At 61.4% G+C, this 22,154-nt stretch carries 17 protein-coding genes, 1 tRNA gene and 1 rRNA gene; 4 read left to right on the top strand and 15 right to left on the bottom strand.

The genetic code is table 11. The features are described 5' to 3' along the window. Positions 1-123: 123 nt before the first annotated feature. From cueR to rph, 4 genes are all read right to left on the bottom strand, one after another. On the bottom strand, positions 124-513 hold the full coding sequence (cueR, locus tag AB5Y97_RS19015; protein ID WP_005356117.1) for a Cu(I)-responsive transcriptional regulator: 390 nt from the start codon (positions 511-513) through the stop codon (positions 124-126). Further along, positions 514-2,943: a heavy metal translocating P-type ATPase gene (locus AB5Y97_RS19010; protein WP_368158764.1), complete on the bottom strand. Its 2,430-nt coding sequence runs from the start codon at positions 2,941-2,943 to the stop codon at positions 514-516. Positions 2,944-3,121: 178 nt separating this feature from the next. Continuing rightward, a complete protein-coding gene (gene pyrE, locus AB5Y97_RS19005; protein ID WP_368158763.1) occupies positions 3,122-3,787 on the bottom strand; it encodes an orotate phosphoribosyltransferase in 666 nt (221 codons plus the stop codon). A gap of 75 nt (positions 3,788-3,862) precedes the next feature. After that, positions 3,863-4,579, bottom strand: a complete 717-nt coding sequence (gene rph / locus AB5Y97_RS19000; protein ID WP_005339589.1) for a ribonuclease PH — start codon at positions 4,577-4,579, stop codon at positions 3,863-3,865. Positions 4,580-4,726: 147 nt separating this feature from the next. Between rph and AB5Y97_RS18995 the strand changes: the two genes are divergently transcribed. After that, positions 4,727-5,590: a YicC/YloC family endoribonuclease gene (locus AB5Y97_RS18995; RefSeq protein ID WP_005342032.1), complete on the top strand. Its 864-nt coding sequence runs from the start codon at positions 4,727-4,729 to the stop codon at positions 5,588-5,590. Between the two features lie 120 nt (positions 5,591-5,710). On the opposite strand, the gene AB5Y97_RS18990 is transcribed toward AB5Y97_RS18995, so the two are convergent. Beyond that, entirely contained in the window at positions 5,711-6,616 is a 906-nt protein-coding gene (locus tag AB5Y97_RS18990) for a LysR substrate-binding domain-containing protein (RefSeq protein WP_368158761.1), read from the bottom strand. A 120-nt stretch (positions 6,617-6,736) separates the two neighbouring features. Here AB5Y97_RS18990 and AB5Y97_RS18985 point away from each other — a divergent pair, with 120 nt between their 5' ends. Both AB5Y97_RS18985 and fghA read left to right on the top strand, forming a co-directional pair. After that, positions 6,737-7,864 carry an S-(hydroxymethyl)glutathione dehydrogenase/class III alcohol dehydrogenase gene (locus AB5Y97_RS18985; RefSeq protein WP_159142821.1) on the top strand — a complete coding sequence of 376 codons (1,128 nt, stop codon included), beginning with the start codon at positions 6,737-6,739 and terminating at the stop codon, positions 7,862-7,864. 48 nt (positions 7,865-7,912) lie between these two features. Beyond that, positions 7,913-8,749 carry an S-formylglutathione hydrolase gene (gene fghA, locus AB5Y97_RS18980; RefSeq protein WP_100647111.1) on the top strand — a complete coding sequence of 279 codons (837 nt, stop codon included), beginning with the start codon at positions 7,913-7,915 and terminating at the stop codon, positions 8,747-8,749. Between the two features lie 50 nt (positions 8,750-8,799). Here the strand turns inward: fghA and AB5Y97_RS18975 are convergent, their stop codons facing one another. After that, the gene (locus AB5Y97_RS18975) at positions 8,800-9,522 is read right to left on the bottom strand and encodes a head GIN domain-containing protein (RefSeq protein ID WP_368158759.1); all 723 of its coding nucleotides are present in this window, start codon (positions 9,520-9,522) and stop codon (positions 8,800-8,802) included. Positions 9,523-9,888: 366 nt separating this feature from the next. Between AB5Y97_RS18975 and ovoA the strand changes: the two genes are divergently transcribed. After that, positions 9,889-12,039, top strand: coding sequence for a 5-histidylcysteine sulfoxide synthase (ovoA, locus tag AB5Y97_RS18970; protein WP_368158757.1), 2,151 nt, complete (start codon positions 9,889-9,891; stop codon positions 12,037-12,039). A 79-nt stretch (positions 12,040-12,118) separates the two neighbouring features. Here ovoA and AB5Y97_RS18965 read toward each other — a convergent pair whose 3' ends face one another. The 9 genes from AB5Y97_RS18965 to AB5Y97_RS18925 form a co-directional block, all read right to left on the bottom strand. Then, positions 12,119-13,069, bottom strand: a complete 951-nt coding sequence (locus AB5Y97_RS18965; RefSeq protein ID WP_101530356.1) for a bile acid:sodium symporter family protein — start codon at positions 13,067-13,069, stop codon at positions 12,119-12,121. 295 nt (positions 13,070-13,364) lie between these two features. After that, complete coding sequence (locus AB5Y97_RS18960; RefSeq protein WP_236317114.1) at positions 13,365-14,810, bottom strand: amino acid permease; 1,446 nt, start codon at positions 14,808-14,810, stop codon at positions 13,365-13,367. Between the two features lie 166 nt (positions 14,811-14,976). Next, positions 14,977-15,315: a tRNA-binding protein gene (locus AB5Y97_RS18955; protein WP_368158755.1), complete on the bottom strand. Its 339-nt coding sequence runs from the start codon at positions 15,313-15,315 to the stop codon at positions 14,977-14,979. Positions 15,316-15,391: 76 nt separating this feature from the next. Beyond that, on the bottom strand, positions 15,392-16,837 hold the full coding sequence (locus tag AB5Y97_RS18950) for an amino acid permease (RefSeq protein WP_368158752.1): 1,446 nt from the start codon (positions 16,835-16,837) through the stop codon (positions 15,392-15,394). Between the two features lie 103 nt (positions 16,838-16,940). Beyond that, positions 16,941-17,396 carry a beta-galactosidase subunit beta gene (locus AB5Y97_RS18945; RefSeq protein WP_335812565.1) on the bottom strand — a complete coding sequence of 152 codons (456 nt, stop codon included), beginning with the start codon at positions 17,394-17,396 and terminating at the stop codon, positions 16,941-16,943. Continuing rightward, positions 17,393-20,467 (bottom strand): beta-galactosidase subunit alpha, encoded by a 3,075-nt coding sequence (ebgA, locus tag AB5Y97_RS18940; protein ID WP_368158750.1) that lies wholly within the window; start codon positions 20,465-20,467, stop codon positions 17,393-17,395. The genes AB5Y97_RS18945 and ebgA overlap by 4 nt, the downstream gene beginning before the upstream one ends. A gap of 321 nt (positions 20,468-20,788) precedes the next feature. Next, positions 20,789-21,754 carry a transcriptional regulator EbgR gene (gene ebgR / locus AB5Y97_RS18935; RefSeq protein WP_368158748.1) on the bottom strand — a complete coding sequence of 322 codons (966 nt, stop codon included), beginning with the start codon at positions 21,752-21,754 and terminating at the stop codon, positions 20,789-20,791. Positions 21,755-21,919: 165 nt separating this feature from the next. After that, positions 21,920-22,034: ribosomal RNA gene (gene rrf, locus AB5Y97_RS18930) — 5S ribosomal RNA — on the bottom strand. 27 nt (positions 22,035-22,061) lie between these two features. After that, a tRNA-Thr gene (locus AB5Y97_RS18925) sits at positions 22,062-22,137 on the bottom strand. Positions 22,138-22,154 lie beyond the last annotated feature (17 nt).

Raw genomic sequence — 22,154 nt, 5'->3', positions numbered from 1 at the left:
TACTCCTGTACAAGAGCCGAGCAGTCTACCATTACCCCCCTGACCCGCAACAATAAAGCGCCGCTTATTAAGAAGTTAATCAATCAATAACGATTTCTTCTGCGCTGGCAGGTGAGTCCTTGCTCACCCCTTCTCCAATTCGTCGAGGATCGGGCACTCGGGATTTTCATCCCCGTGGCAGCAGCAGACCAACCCTTCCAGGGAGGTAAGCATGGCCTGCAAACCGGCAATGCGGGCGCGCAGATCGACGATCTTCTCCTGCGCCAGCTTCTTCACCTGGGCACTGGTTCTGTGCTCGTCCCGATAGAGCGCCAGCAGCTCCTGACACTCTTCCAGATTGAAGCCGGTCTCCCGCGCCCGCTTGACGAAACGCAGCTCCCGCAGCGCCCCCTCGGTGTAACTGCGATAGCCGTTGTCACTGCGTACCGGGGCGGTGATGAGGCCAATGCTCTCGTAATAACGGATGGTCTTGGCGGTCAGCCCAGTGGCCTTGGCAACCTTGCTGATGTTCATTTATGCCTCCTTACTGATCGGGTTGGATGCTGGCCCGTGCGCCGCCCTGGGCTGCCAGCGTTTCAATAACAGGGAATTGCTCAAAACGGTAATGCTGCTCAGGGCCATGGCCGCCCCCGCCAACTCGGGGCTGAGGTAACCCAGTGCCGCCAGCGGAATGCCGATGATGTTGAACACGAAGGCCCAGAACAGATTCTGCTGTATGGTGCGCCAGGTGGCCGCCGAGATGTCGATGGCATCGGCCACCAACCGCGGATCAGAGCGCATAAGGGTGATGGCGGCGGTCTCCATCGCCACGTCGGAGCCGGAGCCCATGGCGATGCCGACGTCCGCCGCCGCCAGCGCCGGGGCATCGTTCACCCCGTCCCCCACCATGGCCACCAGCCCGCGGGTTTGCGCCCGCAGCGCCTCCACTTTCTCCACCTTGCCCGCTGGCAGCACGGAGTCAAAGGCCCCGTCCAGCCCCAGTTTGGCGGCGATATGGGCCACCGGCGCAGGTGCATCGCCGCTCACCAGCCAGCTGGCGATGCCGCGCTGGCGCAGGGTGGCGATGGCTTCCGGACTTTCGGGGCGCAGGGTATCGGCCAGTGCCGCAATGCCGGCCACCACGCCATCGATAGCGACCCAGACCCGGGTAGCGCCATCGGCAGGTTGTTCATCCTGTTGCGGCTGATCAATGCCGAGCTGGGCCAGCAGGGAGCCATTACCGATGGCGACTGTGTGACCCGCTACCTGACCGACAATACCGGCACCGACCCGCACCTCGACCGCGTCGGGCTGAGGCAGTGCCACCCCGCTGCCGACCGCCTCGCGCATCGCCAGCGCCAGCGGGTGTTCGCTCGCCTGCTGCAGGGCGGCGGCCAGATGCAACTGCTCGTCATTGCCGCTCCAGCTGGCCAGTACCGGCTTGCCCTGAGTGAGCGTGCCGGTCTTGTCGAAGATCAGCGCCTTGATGGCGTGGGCCTTCTGCAGGGTATCCACATCCTTGATCAGAATGCCGTGGCGCGCCGCGACTCCGGTACCGGTGACGATGGCCGCCGGGGTCGCCAGCCCCAGCGCACAGGGGCAGGCGATCACCAGCACCGCCACAGCCGCCAGCAGGGCCTGACCGAAGTCGTTGCTGATGGCGTACCACACCAGCAGGGTGAACAGGGCGATGGCCATCACCACCGGTACGAACACGGCGGAGACCTTGTCCACCAACTGTTGCAGCGGCGCCTTGCCCATCTGGGCACTCTCCACCAATGCGATAATCTTGCTGAGGCTGGAATCCTCCCCCACGGTAGTGGCTTCGATCTCCAGAACGCCGGAGCGGTTGATGGCTCCGCCCAGCACCTTGTCGCCCGCACTGCGCGGCACCGGCAGACTCTCGCCGGTGAGGATCGACTCATCCAGCTCGCTGGCGCCGCTCACGATTCTGCCATCCACCGGCACCCGCTCACCCACCAGCACCCGCAGTCGATCGCCGCGCAGCACTTCGTCGATAGCGACACTCTGCCAGCTCTCGCCACGCCTGACGGTGGCGGTTTCCGGCCGCAGCGCCATCAGTTCGCGAATGGCGGACTGGGTGCTGCGTCTGGCCCGAGCTTCCAGCAGTTTCCCCAACGAAATCAGGGTAATGATGATGGCGCTCGCCTCGAAATAGAGCTTGCCGCTGGCAGCCATCCCCAGCGTCAACAACAGATAGAGACTGTAGAAGTAGGCGGCGCTGGTGCCGGTAGCCACCAGCACATCCATATTGGCTGCGCGGTTCTTGATGGCGAGCCAGGCGCCGCGATAGAAACGGGCCCCGATCCAGAACTGCACCGGGGTGGCGAGCAGCGGCTCCAACCAGGCGGGCAGATGCCAGGGGAACAGTCCGGCCATGGCCAGCATCCCCACCAGCAGCGGCAAGGTCAGCAACGCCGAGACGATGACCCGGATCTGCGCCTGACGGGCAGTGGCGGCCTCCTGCGCCTCCCGCTCCAGCAACTGCTGGCGGCGGCCGCTGGCCGACCCCTGTGCCAGCTGGGCGCCAAAGCCAAGCGCCTCGATCTGCTCGCGTAAAGCGGCGGGCGTCTGCATCCCGGGGATCAGCACGATGCGGGCCTGTTCGATGGAGAAGTTGACCTCGGCGGAGATAACGCCAGGCAGCGCGGCCAGCATTTTGTTCAGTCGAGCCGAACAACCGGCACAAGTCATACCGGTAATTTGAAACAAAAAGGTCTCGCTGCCGTAGTCGTAACCCTGACTCTTGATGCTGTCGAGCACCGCAGACAGGCGATCGGGGCTGGCCAACTCGATGGCCGCCTGCTCCAGCGCGAAGTTGACGGTGGCCGATACCCCGTCGAGTTTGTTGAGACTGGCCGCGATACGGCCTGCGCAGTTGGCGCAGCTCATGCCGCTGAGCGGCAACTGCAGATGAATGGGTGATTGAAGATGAGTGGTCATGTTGTTCCTCCCCGGAACTCGTCGGCACAACAAAACGCCGACTGGCAAACCCTAACCTTTACCGTAAGGGTAAGCTCAAGCCACATGATCCACTTTTTGCAGATGAAAAAACGGCGCCCGTTTGCTGCCAGAGAACAAACGGGCGCCGCATTCAGCTATTGCGCGGTGTGAGCGGAACTCAGATACCGTACTGGGCGCGGTAAGCCTTCATGGCCGCCAGTTGCGCTGCCAGCTCCGGCTGTTCGGCCTGCTTCTCTTCCAGCTTTTCTTCCAAATAAGCGATCAGGTCGCTCATCTGGATGATGGCGATGATGTGGGCGCCGTAGTCACGCTCCACCTCCTGAATGGCGGAGAGCTCGCCCTTGCCCTTCTCCTGACGGTCCAGCGCGATCAGTACACCCGCCAGCGAGGCGCCGCTGGCCTGGATCAGATCCATGGATTCGCGGATGGCAGTACCGGCGGTGATGACGTCATCCACCAGCATGATGCGACCCTTGAGCGGGCTGCCCACCAGATTGCCGCCCTCGCCGTGATCCTTGGCCTCCTTGCGGTTGAAGCACCAGGGCACGTCCACGTCGTACTGTTCCACCAGCTGCACGGCGGTGGCGGAGGCGATGGGGATCCCCTTGTAGGCCGGGCCAAACAGCACATCGAACTCGATGCCGGCATCCATCAGAGCAGCGGCATAGAAGCGGCCGAGACGGGCCAGATCGCGGCCGCTGTTAAACAGACCGGCGTTGAAGAAGTAGGGGCTTTTACGACCGGATTTCAGGGTGAATTCACCGAATTTGAGGACCTGTTTCTCCAGGGCGAACTCGATAAATTGACGCTGGTAGGCTTTCATTCTGGCTCCTTGCTTGGCTTGTCGTTTACTTGTGTGGGGGTATAAAAAAACGCGGTCAATGCCGCGTTTTTAAAATCAGGAGAGCGACTGCTTCTGCAGCGCAATGATGTCGGCGATGCCGCCCTTGGCGAGCGCCAGCATCTCCAGCAGCTCCTCATGGGTGAAGGGCTCGGCCTCCGCAGTGCCCTGCACCTCGATGATGCGACCATCTTCGGTCATCACCACGTTCATGTCGGTCTCGGCGGCGGAGTCTTCGATGTACTCCAGATCGCAGATGGCTTCGCCCTGATACATGCCGACGGAGACGGCGGCGATCATCTGCTTGAGCGGGCTCTGCTTGATCATGCCCTTCTCGACCATCCAGTTCAGCGCATCCACCAGCGCCACGCAGGCACCGGTAATGGAGGCGGTGCGGGTGCCGCCATCGGCCTGCAGCACATCACAGTCAACTGTGATGGAGTGCTCGCCCAGCGCGGTCAGGTCTACCGCCGCGCGCAGGGAGCGGGCGATCAGACGGGAGATCTCCAGAGTACGGCCACTCTGCTTGCCGGAGGCCGCTTCGCGGTTCATCCGGGAGTGGGTGGAGCGCGGCAGCATGCCGTACTCGGCGGTCACCCAGCCCTGGTTCTTCCCTTTCAGGAAGCGCGGCACGCTGGTGTCAACGCTGGCGGTGCAGAGCACGCGAGTGTTACCGAACTCCACCAGCACTGAGCCTTCTGCATGTTTGGTGAAATTGCGGGTAATGGTAACCGGGCGAAGTTGCGCGGCACTGCGATCGCTTGGACGTGACATGGAACGGACCTCTGGGCTGGCTCAAATTGGCGGGGGATTATAAGTGATCCCGCCCCAAATATCAGCCGCTAAAACCACGGCATCGGCTGACGAGCAGGGCCGGGCTGAGTATACTGGCCGCACACTTCATTAAGCCCGGAACAATCAATGATTCACAGCATGACCGCCTACGCCCGCAAGGAATTCAAGGGCGACTGGGGCACAGCCGTTTGGGAAATTCGTTCGGTCAACCAGCGCTATCTGGAGACCTACATTCGCCTGCCGGAGCAACTGCGCAGCCTGGAGCCGGTTCTGCGTGAGCGTTTCCGCGCCAAACTGCAGCGCGGCAAGGTGGAGTGCAACCTGCGCTTCGAGGCCGCTCAGGCCGCAGCCAGCCAGCTACATATTAATGAAGAGCTGGCCAAGCTCATCATCGACAGCGCCAGCTGGGTAATGAAAGAAGCCGGCCAGGGCCAGCTCAACCCGGTCGACGTGCTGCGCTGGCCGGGTGTCATGGCTGCCGCCGAACAGGACATGGACGCGGTCGCCACCGAGCTGCTCGGCGGGTTTGACCAGACCATGGAAGATTTCCTCGCCTCCCGCGCCAGCGAAGGGGCCAACCTCAAGGCGCTGATCGAACAGCGTCTGGCCGGTATTCAGGTGGAAGTGAAGAAGGTGCGCGTCCACCTGCCGCAGATCATCGAGTGGCAGCGCCAGAAGCTCACCGACCGTCTGGCCGAAGCCAAGGTGGAGCTGGATCCGGCCCGCATCGAGCAGGAGATCGTGCTGCTGGCCCAGAAGATCGACGTGGCCGAAGAGCTGGATCGTCTGGAGATGCACATCAGCGAAACCAACAAAATCATGAAGAAGGGTGGCGCCTGCGGCCGTCGTCTCGACTTTATGATGCAGGAGTTCAACCGCGAGTCGAACACGCTTGGTTCAAAGTCGATCAACGCCGAAGTGACCCAGTCGGCCGTCGAGCTGAAGGTCCTTATCGAGCAGATGCGCGAGCAGATCCAGAACATCGAGTGATGGGTCACCGACCATCCGGTTGTTACCTGCAAAAGAGCCCTTGATTCCTCAAGGGCTCTTTTATTTTCCGGCCATCGCACCTGTCGCCCGCCGCCAGTGAGTCAACTGGCGAGGAGCGCCCTAGCCTATCGGCATCACCAGCGCCGGTTGCTGCGGGTCGCTCAGCCGCTCGGCGAGGTAGTCCACCAGCAGCCGCACCTTGGGGGAGAGGTGGCGGTTATGGGGATAGAGGGCCCAGATCCCCTCCGCCGGGGCCCGCAGTTCGGGCAGCAGCTCGATCAATTCGCCCTGGGCCAGATGGTCGCTCACGTAGTAGTCCGGCAGCTGGATGATGCCGATCCCCTTGAGCGCCGCATCCAGCAGGGCGTGGCCGCTGTTGCACTGCAACAGGCCGCGCACCCGCACGCTGTGGGGGCGGCCATCCAGGGTGAAGTGCCACTCGTCGCTGTTGCCCACCAGGCAGGTGTGGCGGGTCAGCTCGGAGAGGCTGCTGGGCATGCCGTGGCGGGCGGTGTAGGCCGGTGAGGCGCAGACATAGGGCACCCGCTGCGCCAGCTTGCGCGCCACCAGCGTCGAATCCTTGAGGTGGCCAAGCCGCAGCGCCAGATCGTAGCCTTCATGCACCAGATCCAGCAGCTGGTTGGTGAGGTTGAGGGTCACCTCCAACTGGGGAAAGCGCACCATAAAGTCATTCACCAGCGGGGCAATGCGGCTCTCGCCGTAGGAGACGGGGGCCGTGATGCGCAGGGTGCCTTGCGGTACCGCCTGATGGCGCCCCACCGCCAGCTCCGCCTCGTAGAGGTTATCGAGCAGCTGACGGCAGTGGCGATAGTAGATCTCGCCTAGTTCAGTGAGCCGCACCTGACGGGTGGTGCGCAGCAGCAACTTGGCCTGCAGCCGATCCTCCAGCTGTGCCACCTGCCGGCTGACTTGCGCCACCGACACCCCCAGCTTGCGCGCCGCCGGGGTAAAGCCCCCCTGCTCTGCCACGCTGACAAATTCACAGATCCCTTCCCAGCCGAACATTATTACCTGTGTGTAAAAGTGATTTGAGATTTGCCCTCATTATCACCAAATCGGCGGGAAACTACACTGACTGTCCGAACTCATCTCTGTTCACCCTGCTCAACAAGAAGGATGTCATTCATGGCACAGGTTCAAAGCATCAAGTGTAAAGCCGCCATCGCCTGGGGCCCGGGTCAGCCCCTCTCCATTGAAGAGGTCGAGGTCATGCCGCCGCAAGCGGGCGAAGTGCGGGTGCGCATCGTCGCCACCGGCGTCTGCCACACCGATGCCTTCACTCTCTCCGGTGAGGATCCGGAAGGGGTCTTCCCCTGCATTCTCGGTCACGAGGGGGGCGGCATCGTCGAATCGGTCGGCGAAGGGGTCACCAGCGTCAAGGTGGGGGATCACGTGATCCCGCTCTACACCCCCGAGTGCGGCGAGTGCAAATTCTGCAAATCCGGCAAGACCAACCTCTGCCAGAAGATCCGTGCCACCCAGGGCAAGGGGCTGATGCCGGACGGTACCACCCGCTTCTCGAAAGATGGCCAGCCCATCTATCACTACATGGGCACCTCCACCTTCAGCGAATACACGGTACTGCCGGAGATCTCCATCGCCAAGGTGGACCCGGCCGCCCCGCTGGAAGAGGTCTGCCTGCTCGGTTGCGGCGTCACCACCGGCATCGGCGCCGTGATGAACACCGCCAAGGTGAAGGAGGGTGAAAGCGTCGCCATCTTCGGGCTGGGGGGCATCGGCCTCTCGGCGGTGATCGGTGCCCGTCTGGCCAAGGCCGGTCGCATCATCGCCATCGACATCAACGAGAGCAAGTTCGAGCTGGCCCGCAAGCTGGGCGCCACCGACTGCATCAACCCGAACGACTACGACAAACCGATTCAGGAGGTGATCGTCGAACTGACCGACGGCGGCGTCGACTTCTCCTTCGAGTGCATCGGCAACGTCAAAGTAATGCGTGCGGCGCTGGAGTGCTGCCACAAGGGCTGGGGCGAGTCGGTCATCATCGGCGTCGCCGGAGCGGGTCAGGAGATCAGCACCCGTCCGTTCCAGCTGGTGACCGGTCGGGTCTGGCGCGGCAGCGCCTTCGGCGGGGTTCGCGGTCGCAGCGAACTGCCGAGCTATGTGCAGCGCTACATGCAGGGTGAGTTCCGTCTTGATGACTTCATCACTCACACCATGGGGCTTGAGCAGATCAACGACGCATTTGATCTGATGCACCAAGGCAAGAGCATCCGCACCGTCATCCACTACTGAGCATGATCGCCCCGCCCGCCATCGTGGGCGGGGTACAGGAGTCCTTCGATGAATCTGGAGATTATCAGCAGCAACAAGAGCTTCGGCGGCTGGCACAAGCGCTATCGCCACCACGCCAGCGTGCTCGGCTGCGAGATGAATTTTGCCATCTATCTGCCGCCTCAGGCCCTCACCGGCCAGAAAGTCCCAGTACTCTACTGGCTCAGCGGCCTCACCTGCACCGATGAGAATTTCATGCAGAAGGCGGGTGCCCAGCGCATTGCCGCCGAGCTTGGCATCGCACTGGTGGCGCCGGACACCAGCCCCCGCGGTGACGGTGTAGCGGACGATCCCGGTTATGACCTCGGCATGGGCGCGGGCTTTTACGTCAATGCCAGCCAGAGCCCCTGGCAGGCGCACTACCAGATGTATGACTACGTCACCCGCGAGCTGCCTGACTTGATAGAGACCCACTTCCCGGTCTCGACCCGCCGCGCCATCAGTGGCCACTCCATGGGCGGTCACGGTGCGCTGATCGCCGCGCTGCGGGAGCCCGGTCGCTACCGCTCGGTCTCGGCCTTCAGCCCGATCTGCCACCCGAGCCGCTGCCCCTGGGGCCAGAAGGCGCTCGGCGCCTACCTCGGCAGCAATCCGCTATTGTGGCAGGAGTGGGATGCCTGCCAGCTGCTGCGCCACCAGCCGGTCACGCCGCTGCCCACCCTGGTGGATGTGGGGCTGGATGATCCCTTCCTCGCCGAGCAGTTGCATATCGATGCGCTGGCCGAGGTGGCAGCCAGCAAGGGATGGCCGCTGGAGCTCAACCGCCACGAGGGCTATGACCACAGCTACTACTTCGTGGCGAGCTTTATCGAGGCGCACCTGCGCTTTCACGCCCGCCACCTCTGATCAACACAGGCCCGTTGCGGGCCTGTTCCAGTTGTGGTGATCGGTTGATATCAGCTGCCCGCGCGGGTCACGCCGCCGGAGCCTGCGATCTGCTGCTCCACCTTGGGATCGCCCCAGTAGGCGATGTTGCCTGAGCCGACGATGCCGACTTTCAGCGTCTCCTGCGCCCGTACCGCCACATCACCACTACCGGCGATATTGACCTCTACCTCGTTGCCGCGCATCTCGCTCCCGAGCACGTCGCCAGCACCGGCAATGTTCAGCTCGATAGCCTGTGCCGAACCGCTGCCCAGCTCCAGACTGCCGGTGCCAGCGATATTCCCTTCCAGCCGTTTCAGCTCCAGCTGACTGGCGACGATGTCACCGGTACCGGCCACCGACAGCACCAGCGAATCCCCCTTGAAGCCGCTCAGATCGCCGTTGCCGGTCCCGGCCAATGCCAGTTCGTTCAACACCGGCAAGGTGATGGTCAGCTCCAGCGGCTCGGTAGGATCGAGCCGGTAACCCTCCTTCACCTCGATCTCCAGCTTGTCGCCGCTCTCGGTCAGCTCCAGATAGGGCAGCAGGTTCTCCTGCCCCTTGATCAGGATGCCGCGCGGCTCCCCCGCGACCAGATGGAGGGTGGCAGGCACACCCGCCAGCACCCGGGTCACCCCGTCACCAAGCGCCTGCTGGCGCTCGACCACGGCCCCCGCGCCGGTCACTCTGGTCTGATCCAGCCAGTGACACCCACTGAGCCCAACCATCAACATGACAACCATCATCCATTTCATCGCTACTCTCCTCCTTTTTATGTGTTGGCCATCCAGGGCCAATTGGTTTTCATGCTCTGCAAAGCGTGAGCCAAAAATTAACATGATGATTCAAAAGGAAATAACTATTTCACCCAGAACAGAGTGAAGAATTTAGAGAGCCATTTAGACCATATTTTGGTGAAAATAACCATTCTCGAACGGATATGATTGTGGCTGATTGGCGGGTCGTCCTGCCGGTCACTATGCTGACAGCCCGTGGACGTTTTTGATTGTCCTGCCGGTCTGTTGAGCCAATAGTGGTACTTCGTGCGTACCAAGCTCTCTATTGCGGTAATGTCATTACCACTGTCTTGTCAGTCTTCACTGCCAACAAGGAGTCAGAGCGTGACCCAAGCAAGCCCTCTCTATGCCACCGCCACCGGTCTGCCGGAACCGACTCGCACCCCGCTGCTGACCGGCAGCGATCCCGAGCAGAAACGGCGCGAGCTGCTCGCCTACTTCTGCCAGACCTTCGATCTCTACGATTCGCTGTTCGACTGTCTGGCCGATGAGCGGGCCTGGTTCAACAAGGCGATCCCGCTGCGCCACCCGCTCATCTTCTACTACGGCCACACCGCCGCCTTCTTTATCAACAAGCTGCTGGCGGCGCGCCTGATCGATCAGCGGCTGGATGCCCGCATCGAGGCCATGGTCGCCATCGGGGTGGACGAGATGAGCTGGGACGATCTGGACGAGACCCACTACGACTGGCCCAAGGTCAGCGAGCTGCGCAGCTATCGGGCCAAAGTCCGTTCGCTGGTGTGCGATTTTATTCGCCAGATGCCGCTCACCCTGCCCATCGACTGGCAAAGCCCGGCCTGGGTGATCCTGATGGGGATAGAGCACGAGCGCATCCACCTCGAAACCTCCAGCGTGCTGATCCGCCAGCTGCCGCTCGCCTGGGTGCGGCCGCAGCCTTATTGGCCCGCCTGTACCGAAGCCCGCCACCGCATTGACCAGGTGCCCGCCAACAGCCTGCTGCCGGTTGCAGGCGGCAAGGTGCGCCTTGGCAAGCGGGACGCCACCTACGGCTGGGACAACGAATATGGCGAGCGCCAGATCGAGCTGGCCCCGTTTCAGGCCAGCCGCATGCTGGTGAGCAATGCCGAGTACCTCGCCTTCGTCCAGGCGGGGGGCTACGGCCAGCAACAGTGGTGGGATGAAGAGGGGTGGGGTTGGTGTCAGTACGCCAAGGCGCAGATGCCCACCTTCTGGGTGGGTGACCCCGCCGAGCCCGAACAATTGCAGCTGCGGCTGATGACCGAGCAGGTCGCCATGCCATGGGACTGGCCAGTCGAGGTGAATCAGCTGGAGGCGGCCGCCTTCTGTCGCTGGCAGGCGGCCCGGACCGGCCTTCCCATCCAGCTGCCGAGCGAGGCGGAGTGGCAGCTGCTGCGCGAGCAGGTACCCGGCGATCAGCCGGACTGGATGGAGGCCCCCGGCAATATCAATCTGGCCCGTTTCGCCTCCTCCTGCCCGGTGGATGCCTGCCCGCAAGGGGAGTTCTTCGATCTGGTGGGCAATGTCTGGCAGTGGACCAGCACCGCCATCGACGGCTTCGACGGCTTTAAAATCCACCCGCTCTACGACGACTTCTCCACCCCCACCTTTGATGGCAAGCACACCCTGATCAAGGGCGGCAGCTGGATCAGCACAGGTAACGAAGCGCTCAAATCATCCCGTTACGCCTTCCGGCGTCACTTCTTCCAGCATGCGGGTTTCCGCTATCTGGTCTCCCGTTATCAGGAACCCGTTATCGTGAATCCCTATGAAACCGACACGCTGGTCGCTCAGTACCTCGACTTCCAGTACGGCCCGAGCCACTTCGGGGTAGCCAACTACGCCAAGACGCTTGCTGATCTTGCTGGCGAGCTCTGCAGCAACCACCAGCGGGCGCTGGATATCGGCTGCGCTACCGGCCGCGCCAGCTTCGAACTGGCCCGCCACTTCCAGCATGTGGACGGGGTGGACTACTCGGCCCGCTTCATCGATGTGGCGCTGGCCCTCGCCAGCCAGGACAGTTTCCGCTACGCCATTCCGCTGGAGGGTGAACTGGTGGAGTATTGCGAGGCGCGCCTGTCGAGCCACGGGCTGGGGGCAAGTCAGGCTGAGCGCATCCACTTCAGTCAAGGGGATGCCTGCAACCTCAAGCCCAAATATGACCACTACGATCTGGTGCTCGCCTCCAACCTCATCGACCGGCTGCGGGAGCCCGCCCGCTTCCTGCGGGATATCGCACCCCGACTGCGCAGCGGTGGCCTGCTGGTGCTCACCAGCCCCTATACCTGGCTGGCGGAATATACCCCACCCGCCAACTGGCTCGGCGGCATTCGCGAAAACGGCGAGGCGCTCACCACCTATCAGGCGCTGCAACGGCTGCTGGCGGCGGAGTTCGAGGAGCACTGCCCGCCGCGGGATGTGCCCTTCGTCATCCGCGAGACCGCCCGCAAATACCAGCACACGGTGGCGCAGCTGACCGTCTGGCGCAAACGCTAATCCGCCGATCGGCATGCAGATGAGAAGAGGGAGGCCAACGGGCCTCCCTCTTGTTATGGCAGTCAAAACGGCGCGAGTATCAATGCCCCTGCTCGTGATAGCGGCGGGCCAGCACGGCGCAGACCATCAGCTGGATCTGGTGGAAGATCATCAGCGGCAGCACCATCACCCCGACGCTGGCGGCCGGGAACATGACGTTGGCCATCGGCACCCCGTTGGCCAGACTCTTTTTCGAGCCGCAAAAGACGATGGTGATCTCGTCCGCCTTGTCGAAGCCGAGGCGACGGCTGATCCAGACGTTCCAGCAGAGCACCAGCGCCAGCAAGACGCAGCTCAGCAGCACAATACTGGCCAGATCGTACCAACTTACTTGACGCCAAATCCCCTGCACCACCGCCTCGCTGAAGGCGACGTAGACCACCAGCAGGATGGAGCTCTGATCCAGCTTGCCGATGAGCGGGCGGTGGCTATCGACCCAGCGACCAATGAGCGGGCGCGACAGGTGGCCCACCACGAACGGCAGCATCAGCTGCATCATGATGGACTGGATGGAGTGCCAGGTGTCGATCCCCTCCCCCTGCACGTGGATCATCATCCCCACCAGCACTGGCGAGAGGAAGATCCCGAGGATGCTGGAGGCCGAGGCGCTGCACACCGCCGCCGACACATTGCCCCCCGCCATCGAGGTAAAGGCGATGGCCGACTGCACGGTGGCCGGCAGGGCGCAGAGATAGAGGAAGCCGAGGTAGATAGCCGGGCTCAGCCAGCCCGGTACCAGCGGGGTGAGCAGCAGCCCCAGCAGCGGAAACAGCACGAAGGTGCTGAGCATCACCACCAGATGAAGCCGCCAGTGACCGAGGCCCGCCAGCAGGTTCTGGCGCGACAGCTTGGCGCCATGCATGAAGAACAGGAGCGCCACCGCCAGCTTGGTCAGCAGACCGAACCAGACAGCCACCTGCCCCTCGCAGGGAAAGAGGGAGGCCAGAGTGACCACCGCAATCAGCACAACAGTAAAGGGATCCAGACGCACGAAAGGTCTCCATCAGAAGGGCATCCTGCAGCCATGGCGACAGTCAGGATTGGGGAGGACAAGAAACAGAGCGGGAGATGTCTGGCACCTCCCGCTAAAGCGAACCTCCAGCTTACCCCGATAACAGAGAGGCGCAAAGTTGAGCGGCGAATAATTGTTCATCAATGCTTAACACCTTCGCCATATCGAGCAGCAAAAGTTGACGATAAGCCGGCCCTGACAGCTCCCCAACGGCTGAAAATGGATAAAAAAACGGGCGACCAAGGCCGCCCGTTCCGCTTTTCCGCCCAGCCGATCAGCGCTGGCTGGCCAGCGTGCCGTTGCCGGTTTTCTTCTCATTGCCGGCGAGCTTGCGGGCCTGCCGCTTCTCGAAGCGGGAGATCCACCAGTAGGCCAGCGCCGAGAAGACCGCAGTCATAAAGACGTTGATGAAGAAGGCGCGCACCAAATCCACCCCGCTCGGGAAGGCGGAGGCGCTCATGCTCACCACGAAGATGGCGATCAGCACCGACACCACGCCCATCCCGAACTTGCGCGACCCCATGCGGAAGTCGCGCGGAGTGTCGTCATGTTTCCAGCGGAATACGAAGTAGGCCACCATGATGAAGATCGGCGGCAACATGGCGGTACCGGCGGTGAGGTTGATGGCGGTGTTCATCATCTGCTGCACCGACTCGGAGCCGAAGCCGTTGACCACCAGCATCGCGAACACGAAGACAAACTGCCACCAGGCGGCGCGCACCGGCACGCCGTGCTCGTTGAGCTGGGTGGTCTTCTCGCCGTAAACCCCCTGCGGGATCTCGGAGAAGTGGATCTTCACCGGCGCCGAGGTCCACATCATCATGGAGCCGAACATGGCGATAAACAGCACCACGCCGACGAAGCGGCCCACCAGCGCCTCGGAGAGACCGAAGTATTGCGCCATGCCGGTGAAGATCTCCACCATGCCGCCGGCATAGGTGAGGCTCTCGCGCGGTACGAACACGTTCACCAAAAGGGAACCGACCGCATACATGGCACCGATGACGATACCCGCACTGATGATCACCTTGATGAAGGACTTCTGGCCCCCCTTCACGTCATTGAGGTAGGCCGCCGCCGTCTCGGCACCGCCCGCCGCCTGGAAGATCCAGCACATGATGCCGAGCGTCGCCCAGTTGACGGTGGGAGTCATTGCCTCCAGCGTGATGGGCTGGGCCGGCACATGATCGCCACTCAGGGCCATCAGGGCACCAAGCACATAGATGGCGAACAGGGCAAATACACCGTAGGCCACGATCTCGGCAATCTTGCCGAGCCAGCTCGCCCCCTTGGTAGAGATATGGGTCGCCGCCGCAAACAGCACGATGGAGATGATCGAGGTGACCATGGGCGAGAAGCTGTACTCATAGCCCAGCATGGCGTAGGAGGCGTAGGCGATGACGTTGGGCAGCAGGGAGACGAACCAGAACAGGTTCACGAACCAGTAAAGAAAAGAGCCCAGATAGGCCATCCGGGTGCCGAGCGGTTTTTTCAGCCAGTCGTACATCCCCGACTCTGAGTTTTTGTTGGCCGAGACGAACTCGGCGATGATGAAGACGAACGGGATGAAGTAGACGATGGTCGCCAGCAGGAAGATGGGGGCGGAGCTGAGCCCCAGCTCGATGTTGTTGTTGACGATGTTGCGCACGTTGAACACGGCGGCAAAGGTCATCGACAACAGGGCAAACTTGCCTATGGTGCCGCGTACGGATTCAGACATGGTGTCCTCCAGTGGACTTGCGCTCCCTGCGGGGAGCGCTGTGACTCTGTGATGTGTTCGGCAAGGGTCTGTCGGCCCCGCGCTTTATTCTCTTGTTATGATCGGGCCGCGTGGGCGGCCTCGTTGCTGAACCAGTGCAGTCTCCCGCACCGGCTCGCAATACCAGTCAGACGATCGGGGTGCCCGGCGCCATCGGCACCCGCGGTTGCAACAGCACGCTCTGGCTCTCATCCGGGGTCTCGGCGCAGAGCAACATGCACTCGGATCGCTCGCCGCGCATCTTGGTGGACTTGAGGTTGGTCAGCACCACGACCTCGCTGCCCATCAGCTCCTCCTCGCTGTAATAAGGCACCAGACTGGTGACGGTCTGCAGCGGCCGCTCGCCACCCACATCGATCTGGACGATGTAGAGTTTGTCTGCCCCGGGGTGACGCACCACCTCCAGCACCTTGCCCACCTTCATCTCGACCCGTTTGAATTCGGCAAACTCGATCGTCTCGCTCATGCTTTTTTCCTTTTCTGGTTCAACGGTTTGCGGGTGGCCAACGGCCACCCGGTTTGATTGGAATTCAATGCAGTGGCTATGGCGTCTGCATGGCAACCTGCGCTGTCGGCTGGGCCTCTTTGGCACGCGCTTCGGCACTGAGGGAGGCCTCGTATCTGTTGTATTTCCACCAGGCGAAGCCGAGGAAGATCACGATCCCGCCGACGTTGTAGAAGATGATGGTCATGATGTCGGCGCCGGTCGGGAAGGTGGAGGCGAGGAAGCCCACCGAGAAGATGGCGATCAGCACCGAGACCACGGCGATGCCGGTGGTGCGCGAACCCATCCTGAAATCCCGCGGCAGGTGATCGAGCGTCAGCCGCAGATTGAGGTAGGCCAGCATGATGAACAGCGGCGGCAGCATGGAGGCAGCGGCGGTCATGTTGATGACGGTGTTCATCAGATCCTGCGCGGTGTTGGAGCCCAGGGTCGGGATCACCATCAGCGGCAGCACGATGAGGTACTGGATCCAGGCTGCCCGGGCAGGCACGCCGTTCTCGTTCAGCTCGACCGTCTTCTTGCCGAAGATGCCGGCCGGGATCTCGGAGAAGAAGATCTTCACCGGGGTCGCCGTCCACATCAGCAGGGAGCCGAACATGGCGGTGAAGGAGACCAGCCCCACGAAGCGGTTCATCAGGATCTCCGGTAGGCCGAAGTAGGCCGCCAGCCCCTCGAACACCTGTACCGAGCCGCCGGTATATTTCAGGGTACCGCTCGGTACGAACACGTTGATCAACAGCGAGGCGATGGAGTAGAGCACCCCGATAAAGATCCCGGCGATGATGATCACCTTCACGAAGGACTTGGAGCCGCCCTTCACGTCATTGACGTAGACCGCCACCGACTCGGCGCCACCGGCTGCCATAAAGATCCAGGTAGTGATGCCCAGGAAGGCCCAGCTGAAATCGGGGACCATGGCCTCTACCGTGATGGGGTCGGCTGGCTGTACGCCGCCCACCAGTGCCGCACCTGCCAGCAGGATGTAGGAGAGGGTCAGCAGCAGCATCAGGGACGAGGTCACCGAGGTGATGGGGCCGAGCATCTTGGCGCCGTTGGTGGAGACATAGGTGGCAAAGGCAAACAGCACCATGCTCAACGCCGTGGTCGCCACCGGGGTGAGAATGTACTCGTAGCCGAGGAAGGCATAGGAGGCGTAGGCGATAACCCGCGGCAGCAGCGAGGTGAAGAAGAACAGGTTCACGAACCAGTAGGTGTAGGCGGAGATAAAGGCCCAGCGACCGCCGAGGGAGCTCTTCACCCAGGCATACACCCCTGCTTCGGAGTTTTTGTTCAGTGATACGAACTCCGCAATGATCAGGCAAAACGGAATGAAGTAAAAAATGGTGGCCAGAAAGAACATCGGGGCCGAGGCCAGACCGATCTCGATGTTGTTGTTGATGACGTTGTTGAAGCTGAATACCGCCGCGAAGGTGAGCGACAGCAGACCAAACTTGCCTATCGTATTCCGTTTGGAATCAGACATGGTGCATCTCCAGACCTGTAGTTATCTCAGCGAAAGGGCGGGGCATGATTTGTAGGGTGAGCCCCGCCATTCCGGCTTTTATCAGTGCAGAACCGGCGGCTTGTTATTTGTTCTTGAAGTAGCCGCCTTCGACGGTGACCTTGATGATCACCTTGCGCACCGGGCTGTCGCCTGCGAACCGGTAAGCCTCGTCGTTCTCGAAGATCACCACCTGACCGTTGCCGACTTTCTGGCGCTCACGCACCTCGCCTGCCAGCCACTCGCGGTCTGTGGTGTCGTCATAGGCCTGCTCGACCCGCAGCTCGCTCTTGGCTGCCCACTCCACTGTCTCTTCCCCTTCCAGGTAGTAGTGAACGTCGAAGTAGCGGCGCTGCCCCTCGAACAGGGAGGTGGCCGGGCTGGCCCCCTCCTGCAAGCGGTAAGTGAGGGAGTCACCGATGGAGTGGCAGATACCGGGCTTGAGGTTGGCCAGGTTATTGATGGCCTCCACGCAGCGGCCCCACTTCTTGCCCTCCCGGTAGATGTTTTTGAACAGGGTCAGGTTGTCCAGGGTGATCATGCGAGGTTCCTCCCGCCGTTGATGGTGAGATCGAGCCCGGCCAACGCAGCCGGATTGAGGTTGCCACGGGCGATGGGCAGCAGGGTCAGACCGAAGCTGAACGGCTCGAAGCGCACCCGCCAGGAGTCCAGCACCTCGGAGCCCCAGGAGTTGGAGCCCAGCCCCAGCACCTTGTGATCCAGATTGAGGGTGAGATAACCACAGGGCTCCAGCTCATTGATGTGCTGCGCCGCGTGGATATGCTCCCAGCTGTAGGGCCAGACGCTCAGGTTGATGGGGGCATCGGGTCGCACGTAGAGACCGGCGCCGTGGCGATTGGTCAGGGTCGCCCAGCGCACCTGCTGGCGGTTGCCGTTGTCCTGCGGGAAGGGGTAGTGCTCCCACATCTCGCCGACTGTGCTCTGGAAGCTGTCGATCCAGTTGCTCTGGCGGCTGTCCTGATAGTTTTCACCCGGCCCCATGCCGTAGTAGTGCACCCGGTCGAGATCCTGACGAATGCCCAGCTCGAAGCCGATCTTGGGGATGATGTCGTCATAACCGCCGTAGGGCTGACCGGACAGTGCCACGTGCAGCTGACCGTTCGGGCTCAGGGTGTAGACGTAGCGGCAGCGCATGCCGAAGTCGAACACCGGCGGCGCGATGAGGCTCTCGACCGTCACCTCGACCGCCTCACCCAGCTGGCGCCAGCTTAAGGTGCGGAAGTGCTCCTGCATGATCTGCAGGTGGTTGGGGTGCCACAGGCTCTCGTACTCCTGCTTGTGGTTGTCGATCATCGGCTTGAAGAAGGTGAGACGCGGCGCCCGCTCGATAAGCTCATTGCCATCCAGCTGCCAGCTCACCAGCTTGCCGTCGAGGCGCGAGAAGCGCAGGGCAAAGCCGCTGCCGCTCAAGGTCAGCGCGAGGCGCTCGTCGGCAATCTGCAACGGGGTAGCGTTGGGATTGGCAAAGGGTCGCAGCTGGCGAGTCGATGCCTTCAGTTGGAACTGGTACTGGCCCAGCTCGTGTTCCGCCGCGCTATAGCGGGTGGCGGTGGCCTTGATGACCCGCAGCTGGACGAAGGTTTCCCGCCCATCGAGAGTGGGGAGCTCGAGTTGCAGCTCTGTGGTGGCGCCGGGAGCCACCCCTTCCAACCGGATTTGCTGGCTGGCCAGCAGTTCTCCCTCGGCCTTCACCTCGACCAGCAGGCGGATATCGTCGAGAGTGGAGAACCAGTAGCGGTTTTCCACTTCCAGCTTGCCGCTCGCCAGATCCAGAGCCCGCACCTTGACCGGGCAGATCACCTGCTTGTATTCACGCAGGCCCGGCCCCGGGGTCTGATCCGGATAGATGAGGCCATCCATGCAGAAGTTGTAGTTGTTGGGGTAGTCGCCGTAGTCACCGCCGTACTTGTAGACGGGGCGTCCCTGCTCGTCCTGATCCAGAATGCCGTGATCGCACCACTCCCAGATGTAGTGGCCCTGAATGTGGGGATGACGGTCGAACACCTGCTGGTATTCGCTGAGGCCACCCGGGCCGTTGCCCATGGCGTGGGCGTATTCGCAGAGAATGCGCGGCTTCGCCATCGGGAACTCGCCGAAGCAGTTCATCTGGGAGACGCGCGAATACATGGTGCTCACCACATCCACCACCTCGGCATCGCGATCCTCTTCGTAATGCACCAGCCGGGTCGGGTCGATCGCCTTGCAGCGCTGGTACATGGCTCTGATGTTGCAGCCGTAGCCGGACTCGTTGCCGAGCGACCAGATGATGATGGAGGGGTGGTTCTTCTGAGCGTGCACGTGGCGTTCGATGCGATCCACGAACACCGGCTCCCAGAAGGGGTCATCGGTGATGCGGCTGAGATCACCGACGTTGGCAAAGCCGTGGGTCTCCACGTCGGTCTCCGCCATCACAAACAGACCGTACTGGTCGCACAGCTCGTAGAAGCGCGGGTCATTCGGGTAGTGGGCGGTGCGCACCGAGTTGAGGTTGTGCTGCTTCATCAGCACGATATCGCGTTCAACACGATCCATGCCGACCGCACGGCTCTTGAGGTGGTCGTTGTCGTGACGGTTCACCCCGTGCAGCTTGAGGTAGTGACCATTGACGTAGAAGAGGCCATCCTTGACCTTGATTTCACGCACCCCGACCCGCTGCGGAATCACTTCCAGCAGCTCGCCCTGACCGTTGTAGAGGGAGAGTTGCAGCTGGTAGAGGTAAGGATCTTCGGCGCTCCACAGATGGGGATTGGCCAGATCCAGCGTGAAGCGGCAATCACACTTGCCGTCGATGGCGAGATGATCGAGCGAACCGCTGGCGATCTCGCGGCCTTGATCCAGCAGCGACCAGACCAGACGGTGATCACGGGCGGCCGCCCCCAGGTTCTCGAGCTGGATATCGCAGCTCAGGGTAGCGCTCTGGTTGTCATCAGTCAGCGCGGTGCGGATAAAGAAGTCCTGCACATGGGCGGCCGGTTTGCCCACCAGATAGACGTCGCGGAAGATCCCCGCCATCCACCACATATCCTGATCTTCGATATAGGTGGAGTCAGCCCACTGCATCACCCGCACCGACAACAGGTTCTCGCCAACCTTGGCGTAGGCACTGATATCGAACTCGGCGGTGAGACGGCTGCCCTTACTGAAGCCGACGTAGTGGCCGTTCACATAGACCTCGAAGTAGGTCTCCACCCCGTCAAACTTGATGATCACCTGCTCGCCGTCCCAGGCCGGGCTCAGCGTGAAGCTGCGCTGATAAGCGCCGGTGGGGTTGTTGGTCGGCACGAAGGGCACGTCGATGGGGAAGGGAAAACCCTCGTCGGTGTACTGCAGATTGCCGTGCCCTTCCATCTGCCACATGTTGGGCACGGTGATCTGGCCCCACTCGCTCATGGGGCTGTGATAGAAGGCCTCGGGTACCTGCAGGGGGTGGTCGAAGTAGTGGAACTGCCACTGGCCGCCAAGGCTCAGAAAACGGCGGCTCAGCTCGCGCTGCATGGTGGCCGCCAGCGCGTGGTCGGCATAAGAGAAGAAGTAGGCGCGAGGGGCCAGCCTGTTTTCACCAACGAATTGGACGTTTTCCCAGTTATTCACATGTCCTCCCGGAACAAGGCAACGTTAACTGGGTAAACTCTAGATAAATATTTACTAAATATCAGCTTTAGGTTGGTAAAGTTTTAACCTGATCACAATGAACAGATGGTTTTGTGAGCGAGATCAGAAGCGGGAGATAAAGGAGGGCAAGATATGGATGAGTGGCATGGATGTTGATAAGAGTTGGCTGATTAGCAATAAAATCAACTATAAAACAATATGATATGAAGTTACTGGATGATATGGGAAAGAGGTTTGCTTGGGAGAGGTGTCGCACCACCGCAAGATGGCGCGACTAAAAAGCAGAATATTTTACTAAAATCAGCGAGTAGTGCCACGCAGGGTCAACTTGCTCGGCACCAGCACCCGAAGGGGAATATCCCGCTCGTCTCGCAGCCGCTCAACCAGCAAATTGACCCCCTGGGAGCCCATCAACTCGGAGTGGATCCGCACCGTAGAGAGCGGTGGGAAGGTGAACTTGGCGGTCGGAATATCGTTGACGCTGATAAGCTCGATCTGCTGGGGAATCGCCAGTCCCTTCTCATGAATGGCACGCAGCACACCGATGGCGATGGAATCGGAGGCGACGAACAGCGCCTTGGGCCATTCACCCGACAGCATCTCCTTCGCCAACTGGTAGCCGGAAGCACTGGAGAAATCGCCGCGATAGAGATCGTTCTCCTGCACCACTCCCAGCCGCTGGCCATAATCCCGGAAGGCCAGTTCACGCAGATCCGGATTCTCATCCTGACCACCGATATAACCGATGCGCTGGTGCCCCTGCGCGATGAAGTAATCGACGACCTGCTGGCTGATCAGAGCGAGATCCACATCGACCGAGTCGAACTCTCCCTGTGAACGGCAGTCAACAAACACCAGCTGGCTGGAACAGGCCCTGAGTTGGGCCAGACGTTCGGCTGTGAGGGTACCGACCAGCAGAATGCCATCCACGGCGCTCAGTTCGCGCCCTTCACCGCAGTTGTAGAGATGGGTCAGTTCGATATTGAGGCGGGCACTCTGGGTCTCGATACCATAACGGATGGCGAGATAGTAAGGGTCGTTGACCTCGGTACTCTGGGGATAGGCATAGACCACCAGAAAGTGCAGCTTGCTCTTGTGTACCCCCTTGCGGGCGCTGCTGGTCTTGTACTCCAGCCGTTCGGCAATCTCGAAGATCCGCTGCTTGGTCTCTTCCTTGACGCTCAGGCTGGGATCCTCGTTCAGTACCCGGGATACCGTGGCGAGAGAAACCCCCGCTTCCTGTGCAATTTCCTTCAACGTAGCCATCAATACCTCGCTGGCAGCATCACGTGTTAATCGGCAACGGCTAAAGAGTAACGGGCAATCCCTTGATAGCCCAGCACTTTTACTAAAATGCCGGCGGCAGTGCAGTTTTTTGGAAGACAGAAATGCAAAAAGGCCTCCCGAATGGGAGGCCTCTTCTAAATAGGTGCCTGACAGTGTCCTACTCTCGCATGGCGAATGCCACACTACCATCGGCGCTACCGCGTTTCACTTCTGAGTTCGGCATGGGATCAGGTGGTTCCACGGCGCTATTGCCGTCAGGCAAAAGCTTTTAAAACTAACTTGAAAATGGTGCTGATACCCAGAATCGAACTGGGGACCTCATCCTTACCAAGGATGCGCTCTACCGACTGAGCCATATCAGCACACTAACCGGTAAAGA

The organism is Aeromonas sp. R10-2, assembly GCF_040908445.1.
GTDB lineage: Bacteria > Pseudomonadota > Gammaproteobacteria > Enterobacterales > Aeromonadaceae > Aeromonas > Aeromonas veronii.
Note: the sequence above shows the minus strand (reverse complement) of the source record. Positions and strands in the feature narration are given on the sequence as shown.

Coding starts and splice junctions, on each gene's coding strand:
- cueR (WP_005356117.1), bottom strand. CDS start 513: ATGAACATCAGCAAGGTTGCCAAGGCCACTGGGCTGACCGCCAAGACC.
- AB5Y97_RS19010 (WP_368158764.1), bottom strand. CDS start 2,943: ATGACCACTCATCTTCAATCACCCATTCATCTGCAGTTGCCGCTCAGC.
- pyrE (WP_368158763.1), bottom strand. CDS start 3,787: ATGAAAGCCTACCAGCGTCAATTTATCGAGTTCGCCCTGGAGAAACAG.
- rph (WP_005339589.1), bottom strand. CDS start 4,579: ATGTCACGTCCAAGCGATCGCAGTGCCGCGCAACTTCGCCCGGTTACC.
- AB5Y97_RS18995 (WP_005342032.1), top strand. CDS start 4,727: ATGATTCACAGCATGACCGCCTACGCCCGCAAGGAATTCAAGGGCGAC.
- AB5Y97_RS18990 (WP_368158761.1), bottom strand. CDS start 6,616: ATGTTCGGCTGGGAAGGGATCTGTGAATTTGTCAGCGTGGCAGAGCAG.
- AB5Y97_RS18985 (WP_159142821.1), top strand. CDS start 6,737: ATGGCACAGGTTCAAAGCATCAAGTGTAAAGCCGCCATCGCCTGGGGC.
- fghA (WP_100647111.1), top strand. CDS start 7,913: ATGAATCTGGAGATTATCAGCAGCAACAAGAGCTTCGGCGGCTGGCAC.
- AB5Y97_RS18975 (WP_368158759.1), bottom strand. CDS start 9,522: ATGAAATGGATGATGGTTGTCATGTTGATGGTTGGGCTCAGTGGGTGT.
- AB5Y97_RS18960 (WP_236317114.1), bottom strand. CDS start 14,810: ATGTCTGAATCCGTACGCGGCACCATAGGCAAGTTTGCCCTGTTGTCG.
- AB5Y97_RS18955 (WP_368158755.1), bottom strand. CDS start 15,315: ATGAGCGAGACGATCGAGTTTGCCGAATTCAAACGGGTCGAGATGAAG.
- AB5Y97_RS18950 (WP_368158752.1), bottom strand. CDS start 16,837: ATGTCTGATTCCAAACGGAATACGATAGGCAAGTTTGGTCTGCTGTCG.
- AB5Y97_RS18945 (WP_335812565.1), bottom strand. CDS start 17,396: ATGATCACCCTGGACAACCTGACCCTGTTCAAAAACATCTACCGGGAG.
- ebgR (WP_368158748.1), bottom strand. CDS start 21,754: ATGGCTACGTTGAAGGAAATTGCACAGGAAGCGGGGGTTTCTCTCGCC.